This window comes from Stenotrophomonas sp. Bg11-02 (assembly GCF_002836635.1).
Taxonomy (GTDB): domain Bacteria; phylum Pseudomonadota; class Gammaproteobacteria; order Xanthomonadales; family Xanthomonadaceae; genus Stenotrophomonas; species Stenotrophomonas lacuserhaii.
On the sequence record NZ_PJAY01000070.1, the window covers coordinates 183,722 to 199,837 of the forward strand.

Consider the following 16,116-nt stretch of genomic DNA (forward strand, 5'->3'; position numbering starts at 1 on the left):
GAGCCACTAACCGAACGACAACTCAACAATCCGACTGCAAGGTGCATGCATGAACGACCGCATTGGCAAGTGTGTTCACGCTCCGAAAGCCTTTTCGCCATTGGCATCTGCAGTACACCTGGCGCTGGCGACCGCCCTGCTGGTCACCAGCACGGGAGCGCTGGCACAGGACAGCCCGGCCACGCCCGAAGCGGCCACCAACCTGGACACCGTGTCGGTGCTGGGCAGCCGCACCAAACCACGTACCGTGTCCTCCTCGGCGGTACCGATCGACATCATCAGCGGTGAAGAATTCCGCAACCAGGGCGCTACCGATGCGCTGGACCAGCTGAAGGTGCTGGTGCCCTCCTTCAACGTCAGCACCATTCCCATCGATGACGCCGCCAGCCTGGTACGCCCGGCCAACCTGCGCGGCCTGCCGCCGGACAACACCCTGCTGCTGGTCAACGGCAAACGCTTCCACCGTGCGGCGGTGATCACCTTCCTCGGACATGGCCTGTCCGACGGTGCGCAGGGTCCAGACCTGTCGGTATTCCCATCGCTGGCGCTGGAACAGGTGGAGGTGCTGCGCGATGGCGCCGCCGCCCAGTACGGCTCGGACGCCATCGCCGGGGTCATCAATTTTGGTCTGAAGAAGCTGCGCGAAGGCGGCACCGCCGAAGTGTTCACCGGCAAGTACTACGAAGGCGACGGCCTGACCACGCAGTACTCGGCGCAGATCGGCCTGCCGCTGACTGAACGCGGCTTTGCCACGCTGACTGCCGAATGGCGCAACGCCGATGACACCTCGCGCAGCGTGCAGCGTGACGACGACGCCGCCGCGATCGCGGCGGGCTATCCCGGGGTCGGCCAGCCCGCGCAGGTGTGGGGCTCGCCGAAGGTCGATGACGACTTCAAGCTGGTCTACAACCTGGGCCTGTCCACCGACAACGTGGACTTCTATCTGTTCGGCAACCATGCCAAACGCGACGTGGACGGCGGCTTCTACTACCGCGATCCGACCTCGCGCTCGGGCGTGTATTCCAACGATGGCGGCGACACCCTGCTGGTCGGCAACCTGACCGGCGCCGGTGCCTGCCCTTCCATCGCCCTGCGCGACGGCAGCGGCACCCTGCTGCCGTACGCCGGCGTCAGTGCAGCGGTCGCGGCCCTGCCCGCGAACTGCTACACCTTCCTGTCCAGCCTGCCGGGCGGCTTCACCCCGCGCTTCGGCGGGTCGCTGGAAGACACCTCGGTATTCGCCGGCGCCAAGGGCACCTGGGAGGACTGGTACTGGGACGTCAGCGGTTCCTGGGGCCGCAACGAGATCGACTTCACCATCTACAACACGGTCAACGCCTCGATGGGCCCGGTGCAGCCGACGGGCCTGTCGTTCAAGCCCGGCGGCAACACCCAGACCGAAAAGAACCTCAACGTGGATGTCAGCCGCGATATCGCCACCGGCTTCAGCAACCAGCCCCTGCGCCTGGCGATGGGCGCGGAATGGCGCGAGGAAAGCTTCACCATCAGCCCCGGTGACGGCCCGTCCACCGCCATCGGCCCGCTGACCGAGCAGGGCTTCGCGCTGGGCTCCAACGGCTTCAACGGCTTCAGCGCGCGCACCGCCGGCACCTTCGACCGTCGCAACTGGGCCGCCTATGCGGACCTGGAAGCGCAGCTCACCGAACGCTTCCTGCTGGCCGGCGCGCTGCGCTACGAAGATTACGATTCGTTCGGCAGCACCACCACCGGCAAGCTCACCGGCCGCTTCGACTTCACTGAAAACTTCGCCGTGCGCGGTGCCTACAACACCGGCTTCCGTGCCCCCACTCCCGGCCAGGCCAACATCAGCCAGATCAGCACCGTGTTCGGGGGGACGGCGCTGGAAGACATCGCCACCCTGCCCCCCACCGATCCGATCGCCCAACTCAAGGGCGCCCAGCCGTTGACCCCGGAAGAGTCGAAGAACGTCTCGCTGGGGGCGGTGTGGACGCAGGGCGACTGGCTGTTCACCGTGGACGGTTACCAGATCAAGGTGGAGGATCGCATCGCACTGAGCACCAGCTTCGCGGTGACCCCGGCCGAACGCGCCGCGCTGGTGGCCGGCGGCAATCCGGAAGCGGCATCGATTTCCCAGGTCACCTATTTCGGCAACGCCTTCGACACCACCACCACCGGTGTGGACGTGGTCACCAGCTACCGCAGCGATCATTTCGGTGGCACCACCACCTACGCGCTGGCCGCCAACTGGAACCGCACCGAAGTGGACCGCTTCGATACCGACTTCATCGATGCCGCCCGCGTCTACAAGCTGGAAGAGTCGCTGCCGCGCACCAAGGGCTACTTCAGCGTCAACCACCAGCGCCAGATCTTCCATGCCAACCTGCGCTTCAATTACTACAGCAGCTGGTACGAAGACCACCTGGACAGCGGGGTGGTCTCCGCCGATGACGGTGGCCTGCCGATCCACGCCGGCAGCGCGCTGATCGTGGATGCCGAAGTGGGCTGGAAGTTCGCTTCCGGGCTGTACTTCAGCCTGGGCGCGCAGAACCTGTTCGACCGGGTGCCCTCGAAGAACCCGTGGGCCGGCGTGGCTGGCGCGGAATACCCGGTGCATTCACCGTATGGCTTCAACGGCGGCTTCTATTACGCCCGGCTGGGCTGGACGTTCTGACCTGAGCGGAACAGAGGGACAGGCGGCGGCGTGCCATGATGGGCCGCCGCCTGCCAGAGAACCGCCGCGCGGCCGGCAGATTTCAAACGAATGCTTGAAACGCGCATAACTTCGCCGAACTGGACATCAACTCCAGCTTCCGCCAGACTGCCGCCCTTTCCCGTTGTTCGGCTCCCATGGCGAAACTGCTGGTACTGCACGGCCCCAACCTCAACCTGCTCGGCACGCGCGAGCCGGGGGTCTATGGCCACACCACCCTGGCGCAGATCGACCAGGCGCTGCACGCGCAGGGGGCGGCGGCCGGGCACGCGGTGGAAAGCCTGCAGTCCAATGCCGAACACGTGCTGGTGGACCGCATCCAGGCTGCGCGCCTTGACGGCACCGCCTTCATCCTGATCAACCCGGCTGCGTTCACCCATACCTCGGTGGCCCTGCGCGATGCGCTGGCCGCGGTGGACGTGCCGTTCATCGAAATCCACCTGTCCAATCCGCATTCCCGCGAACCCTTCCGCCAGCACAGCTATTTCAGCGACAAGGCGGTCGGTGTCATCTGCGGTTTCGGTGCCGACAGTTACCGTTATGCGATGGATGCCGCCCTGCAGCGGTTGTCCAACGCCTGAGCTTCGAACGGGCGCCTGCGCCCTTCCCACCCCAGATAATCAAAACAGAAGAAGAGGCCCTCATGGATCTGCGCAAAATCAAGAAGTTGATCGACCTGCTGGAAGAATCCAACCTCGCCGAGATTGAAATCAAGGAAGGCGAAGAGTCGGTGCGCCTGTCGCGTGCGCCGGTCGGCACCTTCGCGCAGATGGCCGTGCAGCCGCAGATGATCGCCGCGCCGGCCGCCGCTGCCGCCCCGGCCATGCCGATGCAGTCGCCGACCGAAGCCTCCACCGGTGGCACCGCCAAGCCGGGCAACGCGCTGCCGGAAGGCCACGTGCTGCGTTCGCCGATGGTCGGCACCTTCTATGCGTCGGCCTCGCCGGACAAGCCGGCCTTCGTCAGCATCGGCCAGCAGGTCAAGGAAGGCGAGACCCTGGCGATCATCGAAGCGATGAAGATGTTCAACCCGATCGAAGCCGATGCGTCGGGCACCATCGTCGCCATCCTCGGCGAGAACGGCCAGCCGGTTGAGTTCGACCAGCCGCTGTTCGTGATCGGCTGAGGGGCCGGCCATGCTCGATAAAATCGTCATTGCCAACCGAGGGGAAATCGCGCTGCGCATCCTGCGCGCGTGCCACACCCTGGGCATCCGCACGGTGGCCGTGCACTCCACCGTCGACCGCAACCTCAAGCACGTGGCCATGGCCGATGAATCGGTCTGCATCGGCCCGGCGGCCTCCAGCGACAGCTACCTCAACATCCCGGCGTTGATCGCCGCCGCTGAAGTAACCGACGCCCAGGCCATCCATCCCGGCTACGGCTTCCTGTCGGAAAACGCGAACTTCGCCGAACGCGTGGAAGAATCCGGCTTCATCTTCATCGGCCCCAAGGCCGACACCATCCGCCTGATGGGTGACAAGGTGGAAGCGATCCGCGCGATGAAGGCCGCCGGCGTGCCGTGCGTGCCGGGCTCGGGTGGTCCGCTGGGCGATGACATCGTCGCCAACACCAAGATCGCGCGTGAGATCGGCTACCCGGTCATCATCAAGGCCTCCGGCGGCGGCGGCGGACGCGGCATGCGCGTGGTGCATGCAGAAGCCTCGCTGAAGACGTCCATCGAAACCACCAAGAGCGAAGCCAAGGCGGCGTTCGGCAACGGTGAGGTGTACATGGAGAAGTACCTGGAGAATCCGCGCCACGTGGAAATCCAGGTCCTCGCCGACGGCCAGGGCAACGCCATCCACCTCGGTGAGCGCGACTGCTCGATGCAGCGTCGCCATCAGAAAGTGGTGGAAGAAGCACCGGCACCGGGCATCAGCGACGAGGCCCGCGAGCAGATCGGCAAGGTCTGCGTGGAAGCCTGCATCCGCATCGGTTATCGCGGCGCCGGCACCTTCGAGTTCCTGTACGAAGACGGCCGCTTCTATTTCATCGAAATGAACACCCGCATCCAGGTGGAGCATCCGGTCACCGAAATGGTCACCGGCATCGACCTGGTGGTGGAGCAGCTGAAGATCGCCGCCGGCCAGAAGCTGTCGATCAAGCAGAGCGACATCGTGCTGACCGGGCATGCCATCGAATGCCGCATCAACGCGGAAGATTCGGAAACCTTCGTGCCGAGCCCGGGCCAGATCACCGCTTTCCATGCACCCGGCGGCCCCGGCGTGCGCGTGGATACGCACATCTATGCCGGCTACCGCGTACCGTCCAACTACGATTCGATGATCGGCAAGCTGATCGTGCACGGGCCAGACCGCGAGACCGCCATCGCCCGCATGCGGGTGGCGCTGAGCGAGATGGTGGTGGATGGCATCAAGACCAACGTCGCCCTGCAGCAGCGCATCATGCGCGACAAGGGCTTCCAGGCCGGTGGACAGAACATCCACTACCTGGAAAAGCGCCTGGCCGAGCGCAAGACCAAGTCGATCGCGCTGACCTGATCGCACCCAGGCGCCGGCCAGCAGGCCGGCGCCGAGGCTCATTCGTAACGCAGCGTCACCACCATCGCGCCATTGGCCGGACCTCCGCGCACACGTTCCTCCGTCTGGTAGTAACGGGCGCGCAGCGGAATGGTGTAGCGGCCGTTGGGCGTATCGCTCAGCACCAGACCGCTGGCCCGGAACACGCCATAGCCCACCGGAGTGTCGTTCGGCAGGGCGACCTGTATCCCGACGCCCTGTGCCGGCACGGTGCCAGGCCCACGCTGCAGTGCCATGACCGACTGGGCGGGGTCCAGGATCGCGGTCTGGGGATCAACGCGGAAACCGATCGCATTGGCGCGCCCCTCGTTCAACCGCTCTGCCGTGCCGCTGTTGCTGGTATGGAAGGAGCGACGCCAGCCGGGAAACACCGGGCATTGCTCCAGTGCCACGGAGAAATCAACCCACGGCGTTGCGCTGCCAGGTCCGGTCAGCAGGCGCGCGGGATGGCTGCCCAATGGCACGGTGGCGTCGCGGACGTTGCAGGTACCGATCACGAGATTGAGCTGGCCTTGTACGTTCGCCTCATACGCCTCGAGCTCCCTTCCCGGACCCCAGCGCACCACCATTCGAGGCGTGGGGAGACTGCTGGCCAGCAGCGTACCCGGTGAAATGGGTCCGGTCTTGATCAGCTCGAAGGTCAGCGACGCCAGAATGTTGCGCCGGAGGTAACCTGCGCCCAGGGGATCGCTGACGATGACTGCCGGCACCGTGTTGGACGCTCGCCACCAGCGGATCGCAACGCCGGGAATGCGCGTCGCGTAGAACCCAGCCCGTCCTGGTACCGGGATCCCCGGGTCACCGGTGTACTCCAGCTGCCAATCGCTGCTCCCCGTGCCGCCGCCACAGACGATCGCCCCGGGAATGGTCGCACTATGGCCGCTGTAGTAGATGACGCTTCCGACGGGCACGTCGGCGCCCACCGTGATGGTGCCCTGCAGGGGCATCGTCACGCGCTGCGGACCGGTTATTCCACCGTCGTAGGTGCATGTCTGCGCCAACGCCGGCCCCACCCAGCACAGGGCCAATGGCAACAGCAGGCGGAGTAGGGAACAACGTTTCATGGTCATCACCAGACAGGGCAAGAAGAAATCGTCGCAAAAGGCCCGACTGGATCGAATTCTCCGCCGCGGGCACGCCATGCAACATCGGATCGGGCGGAATCACGGCGCTGAGGCGATCCTGCAGCGCTCATTCGTAACGCAGCGTCACCACCATCGCGCCATTGGCGATGCCGGGCCTTACCCGCGCTTCGGTCTGCACATAGCGCGCGCGCATCCGCACGGCGTAGGTCCCGTTCGGCGTTGTGGTGAGCGTCAACCCACTGTCGCGGAACACGCCATAGCCCACCGGGGTGTTGTCCGGCAGCGCCACCTGGATGCCGAGGCCTTTGGCCGTATCGGGATGGTCTTTGTTGCTGAGCGCCATGATCGACTGGGCCGCATCCAGCACCGGCGTGCTGGGATCCAGGCGTAGACCGATGCGGTTGGCCACGCGGCGGCCCCCCACTTCACTGGCACCGCTGTCATCCTGGACATACGCCGGCTGCCTGCCGAAGAACGCCGGGCAGCCGCTCAGTGGAACGATGAACAGTTTCCACGCCGTGGCCGCACCTGGCGCGTTCAGCTCGCGCTGCGCCGGGCTTCCCATCGACACGGTCACATCGCCCACCCGGCAGGTGCCGGTCACGATGTTCAACTGCCCGACGATCTGCGCTTCCCAGATATTGATGCCGCCCGTGCCCAGGGTGGACTGGCGCGCGCGTGGAAGCGAACTGCCCTGCAACACGCCCGCACTGATCGGACCGATCTTGTACAGGCTGAAATCCAACTGCTTGTTGAACGTCACACGCAGAGGGGAGCTGTCGACGGTGTAGGCACCCGGATCGAACGGGAACCTGGTTCCGGCGTACCACACCGCAATGCCGACGCCGGGAACCGATGTCTTGTAGATCCCGGGCAACGCCGATGGTTCGCCCGGGACCCCTATGTAGCCATTCTCCCGCTGCACACGACCGGGCCCACCCAGGCACCTGATGAAGGCAGGTGAGCCGCTGTTATGCCGTGCGGTGTAGATCTCCGCGCCGTCCGGCACATCGGCTCCCACGGTGATCGTGCCCTGGAGGGGCAGGATTATCTGGAACGGCGTCGGCCATTCAGAGGGATGTTCGCAGCTCTGCGCCAACGCAGAGCCTGCGTTGCACAACGCCAGCGCGGTCAGCAGCCGGTAGAAAAGAATCTGCTTCATGTCATCACCATTTGTGAAGGTAGGCCGGGCGTCGACCGGGCCCGCTCATCAGGAGTGTCCCCAACCCCCGCCATACACGACATCGGATGGGTCTGATTCCGCGCTGTTCGTAGCGCAATGTCACCCCTCCCTGGCCCTCCGCGCACTCGCCCGCCCCCCCCTCCGGTCTGCCACCAGCAAGGCAGCGGGTTTCACTGACTTCACCGACCGGGCAGGCAGCGTACCGTCGAGGTCAGCCCGGCGCTTGCACAGTGTCAGCCGCTGCCGTGTGGCCTCCCATCAGATGCGTCCGAAATGCGAGGGCGCCGCCTCAGTTGGCCAGCGATGCGCTGGCCGGCTGCACCGCGCCGACGTCGGTGATGGTGCTGTACTCGATGCCGATTACGCCTTGCGGCCGTGTGGCAAGCCCATCCAGCGGGAACACCTGGGTGGCACGCGGCGCGACCATACCGCCCCCGGTATCAGCCGATACCTTGCCGTCGACGGTCAGCGAGATCGCCGCGAAGCTGACGTGCCACGGGGTCGGATTGTCGACCTGCACGGCCAGGCCGCCCGCACGCTGCTGCAGCGACCAGCGCAGCTGGCGGTGGGCAGTGTCTGCCTCGCCGGGCAAGCCGGCGGGACGATAGAACAGCTTGATGCGGCTGCGGAAGGCCAGGTCCAGCTTGTCCTCTGCGGCGCTGGACGGCGGGATCTCCAGCACGTTCACCCAGTACAGCGATTCGCGGTCGCCAGGCTGCGCCGGGCCGGTGAAGCGGATGCGCACCGCCTGTCGGGCACCGGCGTCCATGCGCAGCAGGGGCGGCGTCATCACGAACGGGGCTTTGGCCTCTTCCGGCGGGGTGTCCTGGTTACCGTCATCGATCCACAACTGCACCAGCGACGGGCGTTGCGCCTCGTTGTTCAGCCCCAGGGTGACTTCGCGCTCCTGCGCGGGATAGACAAGCCGGGTGCCGGCAATGACCACGCCGGCTTCGGCGGCCAGCGGGGACAGCAGGACGGCTGCAAGGGCAAGGGCCGATAGCGATCGCATCACGACGGTAAGCATGGGTTTCTCCGACGGGCAGTGCCATCGGTTCACCACGCGGGCCGACACTGCAGAGGTCGCCATTAGAGCCCCTTCACGCCATCCTGCGGAATAGGACGCGACCGATGAAGGGCCGCCAACCGGCAGCCCCTCTGCGCCGCATCAGCGACGCTCTGTCACGCGTGCGGGAACCTGGCTGCCCGCCAACGGACGTACGCCATTGGGCGAAGACGGGTCGACGATCACCATGGTTTCAGTGGAGCCATCCGGCCACACCACCTGGAAGGTGCTGCCCGCCGGCAGCGAGGTGAATGGCATGGCACTCTGCGCACGGTACACCGCGGCCACCTGGCTGGCGCCGACACGGCGCGCTTCCGGCGTGGACTGCACTTTGGTCAGCTCCACCGCGGACAGTCGTCGGTAACGATCTTCCTGGGTATCGATCAGCAGCAGGCCGACCGCACCCGCCGAATAGGCGACGAACAGCGCCACCCAGAACCAGAATTTCGCCCCGTGCAGGATTCGACGGTACTTCATCGCCTTTTCCTCTTTCCAATCAGTTCTTCGACCCATTCGGTCATTTTTTCGGCACCCTGCCGCGATACCGCAGCGTCGTATACAAAATCAGTGAAGTCCTGCCCCTCATCCTGGCTGCAGATGCCACCGTTGGCGCAGAAGCTGTTCATCAGCACGCTGTCGCTGCCGCACGGCATGCCCAGCTCGCAGGCCGCCACGCGCCAGGCCAGTTCGCTCAGTGCCTCCCCGGCCACCATGCCGGTCATGGCCCGGTCGCCGGACGCGCGCAGCCCCATTGCCGGGGCCAGCGCCATGTAGGCTTCCGGATCATGCGAATCGCGCACGCGCTCGACCAGGCCGCGCCGGTAGTCTTCGTCGGTCTGCAGCGGTTGACCGTCGGCCAGCAACGAGGCTTCGGCGGCCAGGTTGCCGCCCTGCGCGGCCTGGCGGCGCTGCGCGAACACCAGCGGATAGCCCAGCCCATCACTGGCCACGAAGCCGCCGCAGCGCGCGGCGACACGCTGGCGTGCGGCGGCCATCGCGGTCGATGCACGCTCGCCCATCCCGGTCAACACACTGTTGTCCAGCTGGTAGCCGCCGGGATCGCTGGCGTACTGGCTGCAGTAGTCGTAGACCCGGCTCAACATCCAGCGCGCCTCGACGTTGCCACTGTCGGCCTGGCCGCGCAGGCGCTGGGCGAACGCGAACAGATCGGTGTTGCCTTCCATGTCGGCGCGGATGTCCAGCGGCAGCCCGGAAGGCACGCCGTTGAGCTGAAGTTCGCTGGCCCCAAGCCGGCGTGCCAGGGCCGCAGGCAATGCCGTGGGCGTGGCCTGCGTGTCCACGGGTTGCGACATTCCTGCGTCCATCGCAGCGGGACCGGATTGCTGCGCATGCAGCAGGTGACCGCCCATGCGCATGCCCGCTGCGCCGAGCAAGGCCACGGCCGGCACCACGAGCAACCAGGTTTTAAGGGCCGGGGCAAACGCCATCAGGGGACAAGCCATTGACAGGCAAGGCAGGAACGCGAGTCTACCAAGGGGATTGCCGCCTGTCTGGCCCGCCGCATTCATTCTCCGCAGGCCTTGAGATGGCTGCCGCCGTCCAGGATCGACTAGCATTCCCTTCTTTGCCGGACCTCGCCTGCCACCATGCCGTTCCTGGAACTGACCCTGCGCTGCACTGAAGCCACCCAGCCCCGCTACGAAAACGCACTGGAGGACGTCGGCGCGTTGGCGGTGACCCTGCTCGATGCCGAGGCCGACACCAGCAACGAACAGGCCATCCTGGAACCCGGCGTCGGCGAGACACCGATGTGGGACACGCTGGTCCTGAGCGCCTTGTTCCCGCATGACGCCGATGGACTGCTGCTGCTGGCCGCGCTGGAAGCCTTCGACGATGGCCTGGACTGGTCGACGGTGAGCTTCCGTGCGGTGGAAGACCAGGACTGGGAGCGCGTCTGGCTGGACCAGTTCGAGCCCTTGTCCTTCGGCGAGCGCACCTGGATCGTGCCGTGGAACCATGAACTGCCCGACGCCGCCCAGGCCGCCGATGCGGCCGTGGTGCGGCTGGACCCGGGCCTGGCGTTCGGCTCCGGCACCCACCCGACCACCGCCCTGTGCCTGCGCTGGCTCGATGGCCTGGCCGGTGAGGGCCTGTTGCAGGGACAACGCGTGCTCGACTTCGGTTGCGGCTCGGGGATCCTGGCACTGGCCGCGTTGAAGCTGGGCGCGGCCGAGTCGATCGGCGTGGACAACGATCCGCAGGCGCTGATCGCCACCGCCGACAATGCCGAGCGCAATGGCGAACTTCCGCGCATGCATGTCTACCTGCCACAGGACGAACCGGTGGCCACCTACCCGGTGGTGGTCGCCAACATCCTGGCCTCTGCGCTGGACGCACTGGCCGACCTGCTGGCTGCCCGCGTTGCCGCCGGAGGCCGCATCGCGCTGTCGGGCATCCTGCATGGCCAGGAACACGAACTGCTGCAGCGATACGCCGCCTGGTTCGATGACCTGCAGGCGACCCAGGACGGCGACTGGATGCGCATCACCGGCGTGCGGCGCGCCTGATCGCGCGCAGACGTGATTGAATAGCCACTGGATCCGAGCCGGAACATTCATGTCCGAACCGAACCCGCCCCGTCGACCGTTGGCCACCTTCCTGCGTCCACACGCCGGATCGCAGGCCGACGCGGATGCGACCCCGTTGGCAGAGACGTCGGCGCCTTCAGCCGACGCCTCTCAGGTCACCGCAGACGACACCGCCCAAGCGCTTGTGGACCCCGTCGCGGAGGCAGCCGCGATGGCCGGGGAAGTACCGGTGCAGGCGAGCGCGACGATCTCCGCGCAGGTCCCTGCTGCGGCTGCGGAACCCACGCTGTCCCAGGCAGAGCCGGTGTTCCTGCGCGGTGGCGGGCATCGATTGCGCACGCCCCGCTGGCAATGGGCCATGGTGGCCGCGCTGTCGCTGCTGTTGTTGCTGCAGATCGCGCTGGCCGACCGCGCCCGCCTGGCGGCAGATGCCAGCACCCGTCCCTGGGTTGCAGGCCTGTGCCGTGTGCTGCGCTGTGACCTGCCCGCCTGGCGCGAACCGGCGGCCTTCACCATGATCAGCCGCGACGTGCGGCCGATGCCGCAACAGGCCGGCGCACTGCAGGTACAGGCGAGCATCCGCAATGACGCACGGTGGGCACAGGACTGGCCCGTGCTGCGGCTGTCACTGTCCGACGCCGATGGCCGGGTGATCGGCAGTGGTGTGTTCGAGGCATCGGACTATCTCGGTGCCGGGGCACGGACGGCGGGGCTGCTGGAACCCGGCCAGAGCGCGCAGATCGCCTTCCAGGTCAAGGAGCCGTCGGCGTCCACGGTCGCCTTCAATTTCGAATTCCTGTGAGGCCGGCCGGGCGCCCGCCCCGTGCAGGGGCGGCCTGCTCGCGCTAGACTGGCCGCCACCACCTTCTTCGCCAGCGCCAGCCTTCGCTCCGGCGCGGCCACCAGATCGGGATTCCCATTGAACGCTGTACTCTCTCGTCCTGACACCAGTCGTGGCGCTGCGCGTCCTCCGCTCCGCGAACATGTTGCCCAGTCCGTGCGCCGCTACCTGCGCGACCTGGATGGCTGCGATGCCGATGACGTGTACGAGATCGTGCTGCGCGAGATGGAAATTCCCCTGTTCGTGGAAGTGCTGAACCATTGCGAGGGCAACCAGAGCCGCGCTGCGGCGATGCTGGGCATCCACCGGGCCACCCTGCGCAAGAAGCTCAAGGAATACGGCATCACGGCCTGAGCCGGCACTGCATTACGTGTGAGGGCGCCCCAAGGCCTACAATATCGGCCCCGCCTGCTGCCGTTGCCCTGCCCCCATGAGTGCTGACCTGCTGCCCGTCCGTCGGGCCCTGCTTTCCGTTTCCGACAAGACCGGCCTGATCGCGCTGGCCACTGCCCTGTCCGCACGCGGCGTGGAACTGCTGTCCACCGGCGGCACCGCCAAGGCGATCCGCGAGGCGGGCCTGGCGGTCAAGGATGTCGCCGACGTCACCGGCTTCCCGGAAATGATGGATGGCCGGGTCAAGACCCTGCACCCGATGGTGCATGGCGGCCTGCTGGGCCGCGCCGGTACCGATGATGCGGTGATGGCCGAGCACGGCATTGGTGCCATCGACCTGCTGGTGCTGAACCTGTATCCGTTCGAATCAGTCACCGCCAAGGCCGACTGCGCGCTCGACGATGCAGTGGAGAACATCGACATCGGCGGCCCGGCCATGCTGCGTTCGGCAGCAAAGAATTTCGCCCGCGTCGCGGTCGCGACCGACCCGTCGCAGTACGACGAACTGCTGGCCGAACTGGCCGCGCATGATGGCCAGCTGTCTGCCGCCAAGCGCTTCGCCTTCTCGGTGGCCGCGTTCAACCGCGTTGCCCAGTACGATGCGGCGATCAGCAATTACCTGTCCGCGGTCGCCTCGCGCGAGACCGCGGTGCCGGTGCGCAGCGAGTTCCCGGCACAGATGAATTCCTCTTTCGTGAAGGTGATGGACCTGCGCTACGGAGAGAACCCACACCAGAGCGGCGCCTTCTACCGTGACCTGTATCCGGTGCCGGGCACCCTTGCCACCTTCCAGCAGCTGCAGGGCAAGGAACTGAGCTACAACAACCTGGCCGATGCCGATGCCGCGTGGGAATGTGTGCGGCAGTTCGAGGCGCCGGCCTGCGTGATCGTCAAGCATGCCAATCCGTGCGGCGTCGCCGTGGGTGCCGGCAACGGCGATGCCTATGAGTTGGCCTATGCCACCGACCCGACCAGCGCCTTCGGCGGCATCATCGCCTTCAACAAGCCGCTGGACCTGGCCACCACGCAGGTGATCCTGGACCGTCAGTTCGTTGAAGTGCTGATCGCCCCGGAGTACGAACCGGCCGCGCTGGAATACGCCACGAAGAAGGCCAACGTGCGCGTGCTGCGCATCCCGCACGGTGAAGGCCTGAACAACTACGACAGCAAGCGGATCGGTTCGGGCCTGTTGCTGCAGTCTTCCGACAACCGCGGCATGACCCGTGACGAACTGAAGGTGGTCAGCAAGCTGGCGCCGACCGACAAGCAGTTCACCGACCTGCTGTTCGCCTGGAAGGTCGCCAAGTTCGTGAAGTCCAACGCCATCGTGTACGCCAGGGACAACCGCACCATCGGCGTCGGCGCCGGCCAGATGAGCCGCGTCTATTCGGCGCGCATCGCCGGCATCAAGGCCGCCGATGCGAACCTGGTGGTGGAAGGTTCGGTGATGGCCTCCGATGCGTTCTTCCCGTTCCGCGACGGCATCGATGCCGCCGCTGCGGCCGGCATCAAGGCGGTGATCCAGCCGGGTGGTTCGATGCGCGACGCCGAAGTCATCGCGGCCGCCGACGAAGCCGGCCTGGCGATGGTGTTCACCGGCGTGCGTCACTTCCGTCACTGACGTGCAGCGGATCCCTGGGGGTGCCGGCCCGTTCGGCACCTCGCGTCTTCTTTCCCCGCGTATCGGAAATCCCTCAGCATGAAGATCCTCGTCATCGGCTCCGGCGGCCGCGAACACGCCCTGGCCTGGAAGCTGGCCCAGTCCGCGCAGGTCAGCGAAGTGCTGGTCGCGCCGGGCAATGCCGGCACCGCCACCGAAGCGAAATGCCGCAACGTGGCCGTCAAGGTCACTGATCTGGATGGCCTGCTGGCGCTGGCCCGGTCCGAAGGCGTCGCCGTCACCGTGGTCGGCCCGGAAGTGCCGCTGGTGGCCGGCGTGGTCGATGCGTTCGGCGAAGCCGGCCTGCGCATCTTCGGTCCGACCGCCGCCGCTGCCCAGCTGGAAGGCAGCAAGGCCTACGCCAAGGACTTCCTGGCCCGGCATGGCATCCCGACCGCGTATTACGCCGTGCACACCGACGTCGACGCCGCGCTGGCGTACCTCCGCGAAAAGGGCGCGCCGATCGTGGTCAAGGCCGATGGCCTGGCCGCCGGCAAGGGCGTGATCGTGGCGATGTCGCTGCCCGAAGCAGAATCGGCGGTGCGCGACATGCTGTCCGGCAATGCCTTCGGCGACGCCGGCGCACGCGTGGTGATCGAAGAATTCCTCGATGGCGAAGAGGCCAGCTTCATCTCGATGGTCGATGGCGTGCATGCGTTGCCGATGGCCACCTCGCAGGATCACAAGCGCGTCGGCGACGGCGATACCGGTCCCAACACCGGCGGCATGGGCGCGTATTCGCCGGCTCCGGTGGTCACGCCGGAAGTGCACGCACGGGTGATGCGTGAGGTTGTGGAGCCGACCGTGCAGGGCATGATCGCCGACGGCGTACCGTTCACCGGCTTCCTGTATGCCGGCCTGATGATCGACGCCAGCGGTGCGCCGAAAGTGATCGAGTTCAACGTGCGCTTCGGCGACCCGGAAACCCAACCGGTGATGCTGCGCCTGCAGTCGGACCTGCTGGACCTGGTGCAGGCGGCGATCGACGGCAGGCTGGACCAGGTGCAGGCGCAGTGGGACCCCCGTCCATCGCTGGGCGTGGTGCTGGCCGCGTCTCCGTATCCGGAAGCGCCGGTCACCGGCGATGTGATTTCCGGCCTGGACCGCGTGCCGGACACCGCCAAGGTATTCCACGCAGGCACCGCGCTGGATGCGCAGGGCAACGTGGTCAGTGCCGGTGGACGGGTACTGTGCGTGGCCGCACTCGGCGACAGCGTGCGCGATGCGCAGGCCAATGCATATGCCGGCGTGGCCCAGGTGACGTGGGCGAACGAGTTCCACCGCAACGACATCGGCTGGCGCGCGATCGCCCGCGAAAGCTGAGGCGGTAACGGCGTGACGACCAACGGTCGTCACCCACCACGACCGGTAGCGCCGAGCCATGCTGGGCGGAAATGTCCGCCGACACCGCAGACTCAAAAACGCCGGGCATGGCTACGGCTGAAAAACCGCCGTGCCACGCTTGCTGCTCGCCTGATCCCTCCGCTTTACCGAGCCTCCCGGCAGCGTTGAAAAGCTGCTGTGAGGCGAGGACAGCAGCACCGAGCGCTTCTTGGTGCTCTCGCGGGAGAACGATGCGCTTAGGCTCCTTTCACAACCCGTGTTGACGAAAAGCGTGACGTGCATCAAGCTCTGGCCGGAAATCTGCCTGGGCTACTGGTAGACCTTCGTGCTGGGTGCATGTGCTCTGGATCGCAGGGACGCACTCCTCATGATATCCGTGACACGACGTGCCAGATTTTTGATTGAACGACGGACGTTGATGCGCAACGCTCACTGTTGATCAGGGAGGACGTGCGCCGCCACTTTGAACTCAAGGATGCAGTTATGAACATACGTCTTGGAATTTTCTCTTCAGTCTTGGCGCTGTCCATGTGTGCATGCGCATCGTCCAGCATTGTCGTGGGCACGACTCGAGCCCCTATCGATCCTTCCCAGGTCCGCATCTACGTCGACCCCCCAGAGAGATTCGAGAAGGTTGCGCTACTTGATGCAGGCAGCCGGAATTCATGGGCGCTCAGTGATCAGGGTAAGACAAACAAGGTTGTGCAACGGCTCAAGGCCGAGGCAGCGTCATTGGGCGCAAATGGTGTCCTGCTCTCAG

General features: G+C 66.1%; 14 protein-coding genes. 9 read left to right on the plus strand and 5 right to left on the minus strand.

Annotated features, from left to right (window positions below; all coding sequences use genetic code 11):
- Nucleotides 1-49 precede the first annotated feature (49 nt).
- The 4 genes from CXG43_RS17985 (at nucleotide 50) to accC (ending at nucleotide 5,196) form a co-directional block, all read left to right on the plus strand.
- Entirely contained in the window at nucleotides 50-2,653 is a 2,604-nt protein-coding gene (locus CXG43_RS17985; protein ID WP_101101428.1) for a TonB-dependent receptor, read from the plus strand.
- A gap of 176 nt (nucleotides 2,654-2,829) precedes the next feature.
- Complete coding sequence (aroQ, locus tag CXG43_RS17990; RefSeq protein ID WP_042614744.1) at nucleotides 2,830-3,273, plus strand: type II 3-dehydroquinate dehydratase; 444 nt, start codon at nucleotides 2,830-2,832, stop codon at nucleotides 3,271-3,273.
- 62 nt (nucleotides 3,274-3,335) lie between these two features.
- The gene (gene accB, locus CXG43_RS17995) at nucleotides 3,336-3,818 is read left to right on the plus strand and encodes an acetyl-CoA carboxylase biotin carboxyl carrier protein (RefSeq protein WP_042614743.1); all 483 of its coding nucleotides are present in this window, start codon (nucleotides 3,336-3,338) and stop codon (nucleotides 3,816-3,818) included.
- Nucleotides 3,819-3,828: 10 nt separating this feature from the next.
- Nucleotides 3,829-5,196 (plus strand): acetyl-CoA carboxylase biotin carboxylase subunit, encoded by a 1,368-nt coding sequence (gene accC / locus CXG43_RS18000; RefSeq protein ID WP_101101430.1) that lies wholly within the window; start codon nucleotides 3,829-3,831, stop codon nucleotides 5,194-5,196.
- A gap of 38 nt (nucleotides 5,197-5,234) precedes the next feature.
- Here the strand turns inward: accC and CXG43_RS18005 are convergent, their stop codons facing one another.
- The 5 genes from CXG43_RS18005 to CXG43_RS18025 form a co-directional block, all read right to left on the minus strand.
- Complete coding sequence (locus CXG43_RS18005; protein WP_157824994.1) at nucleotides 5,235-6,299, minus strand: fimbrial protein; 1,065 nt, start codon at nucleotides 6,297-6,299, stop codon at nucleotides 5,235-5,237.
- Nucleotides 6,300-6,426: 127 nt separating this feature from the next.
- On the minus strand, nucleotides 6,427-7,482 hold the full coding sequence (locus tag CXG43_RS18010; RefSeq protein WP_101101434.1) for a hypothetical protein: 1,056 nt from the start codon (nucleotides 7,480-7,482) through the stop codon (nucleotides 6,427-6,429).
- A 310-nt stretch (nucleotides 7,483-7,792) separates the two neighbouring features.
- Nucleotides 7,793-8,530, minus strand: a complete 738-nt coding sequence (locus CXG43_RS18015; protein WP_101101436.1) for a fimbria/pilus periplasmic chaperone — start codon at nucleotides 8,528-8,530, stop codon at nucleotides 7,793-7,795.
- Between the two features lie 141 nt (nucleotides 8,531-8,671).
- Complete coding sequence (locus CXG43_RS18020) at nucleotides 8,672-9,046, minus strand: hypothetical protein (protein WP_101101439.1); 375 nt, start codon at nucleotides 9,044-9,046, stop codon at nucleotides 8,672-8,674.
- Nucleotides 9,043-10,017, minus strand: a complete 975-nt coding sequence (locus CXG43_RS18025) for a hypothetical protein (RefSeq protein ID WP_101101441.1) — start codon at nucleotides 10,015-10,017, stop codon at nucleotides 9,043-9,045. The genes CXG43_RS18020 and CXG43_RS18025 overlap by 4 nt, the downstream gene beginning before the upstream one ends.
- Nucleotides 10,018-10,176: 159 nt before the next feature.
- Between CXG43_RS18025 and prmA the strand changes: the two genes are divergently transcribed.
- The 5 genes from prmA (at nucleotide 10,177) to purD (ending at nucleotide 15,335) form a co-directional block, all read left to right on the plus strand.
- Nucleotides 10,177-11,097 (plus strand): 50S ribosomal protein L11 methyltransferase, encoded by a 921-nt coding sequence (gene prmA / locus CXG43_RS18030; RefSeq protein WP_101101443.1) that lies wholly within the window; start codon nucleotides 10,177-10,179, stop codon nucleotides 11,095-11,097.
- Nucleotides 11,098-11,146: 49 nt separating this feature from the next.
- Complete coding sequence (locus tag CXG43_RS18035) at nucleotides 11,147-11,920, plus strand: DUF3426 domain-containing protein (RefSeq protein ID WP_101101445.1); 774 nt, start codon at nucleotides 11,147-11,149, stop codon at nucleotides 11,918-11,920.
- Nucleotides 11,921-12,037: 117 nt separating this feature from the next.
- Nucleotides 12,038-12,313: a DNA-binding transcriptional regulator Fis gene (gene fis / locus CXG43_RS18040; RefSeq protein WP_042612679.1), complete on the plus strand. Its 276-nt coding sequence runs from the start codon at nucleotides 12,038-12,040 to the stop codon at nucleotides 12,311-12,313.
- Nucleotides 12,314-12,389: 76 nt separating this feature from the next.
- Nucleotides 12,390-13,973: a bifunctional phosphoribosylaminoimidazolecarboxamide formyltransferase/IMP cyclohydrolase gene (purH, locus tag CXG43_RS18045; RefSeq protein ID WP_101101447.1), complete on the plus strand. Its 1,584-nt coding sequence runs from the start codon at nucleotides 12,390-12,392 to the stop codon at nucleotides 13,971-13,973.
- Nucleotides 13,974-14,051: 78 nt separating this feature from the next.
- Complete coding sequence (gene purD / locus CXG43_RS18050) at nucleotides 14,052-15,335, plus strand: phosphoribosylamine--glycine ligase (RefSeq protein ID WP_101101449.1); 1,284 nt, start codon at nucleotides 14,052-14,054, stop codon at nucleotides 15,333-15,335.
- Nucleotides 15,336-16,116 lie beyond the last annotated feature (781 nt).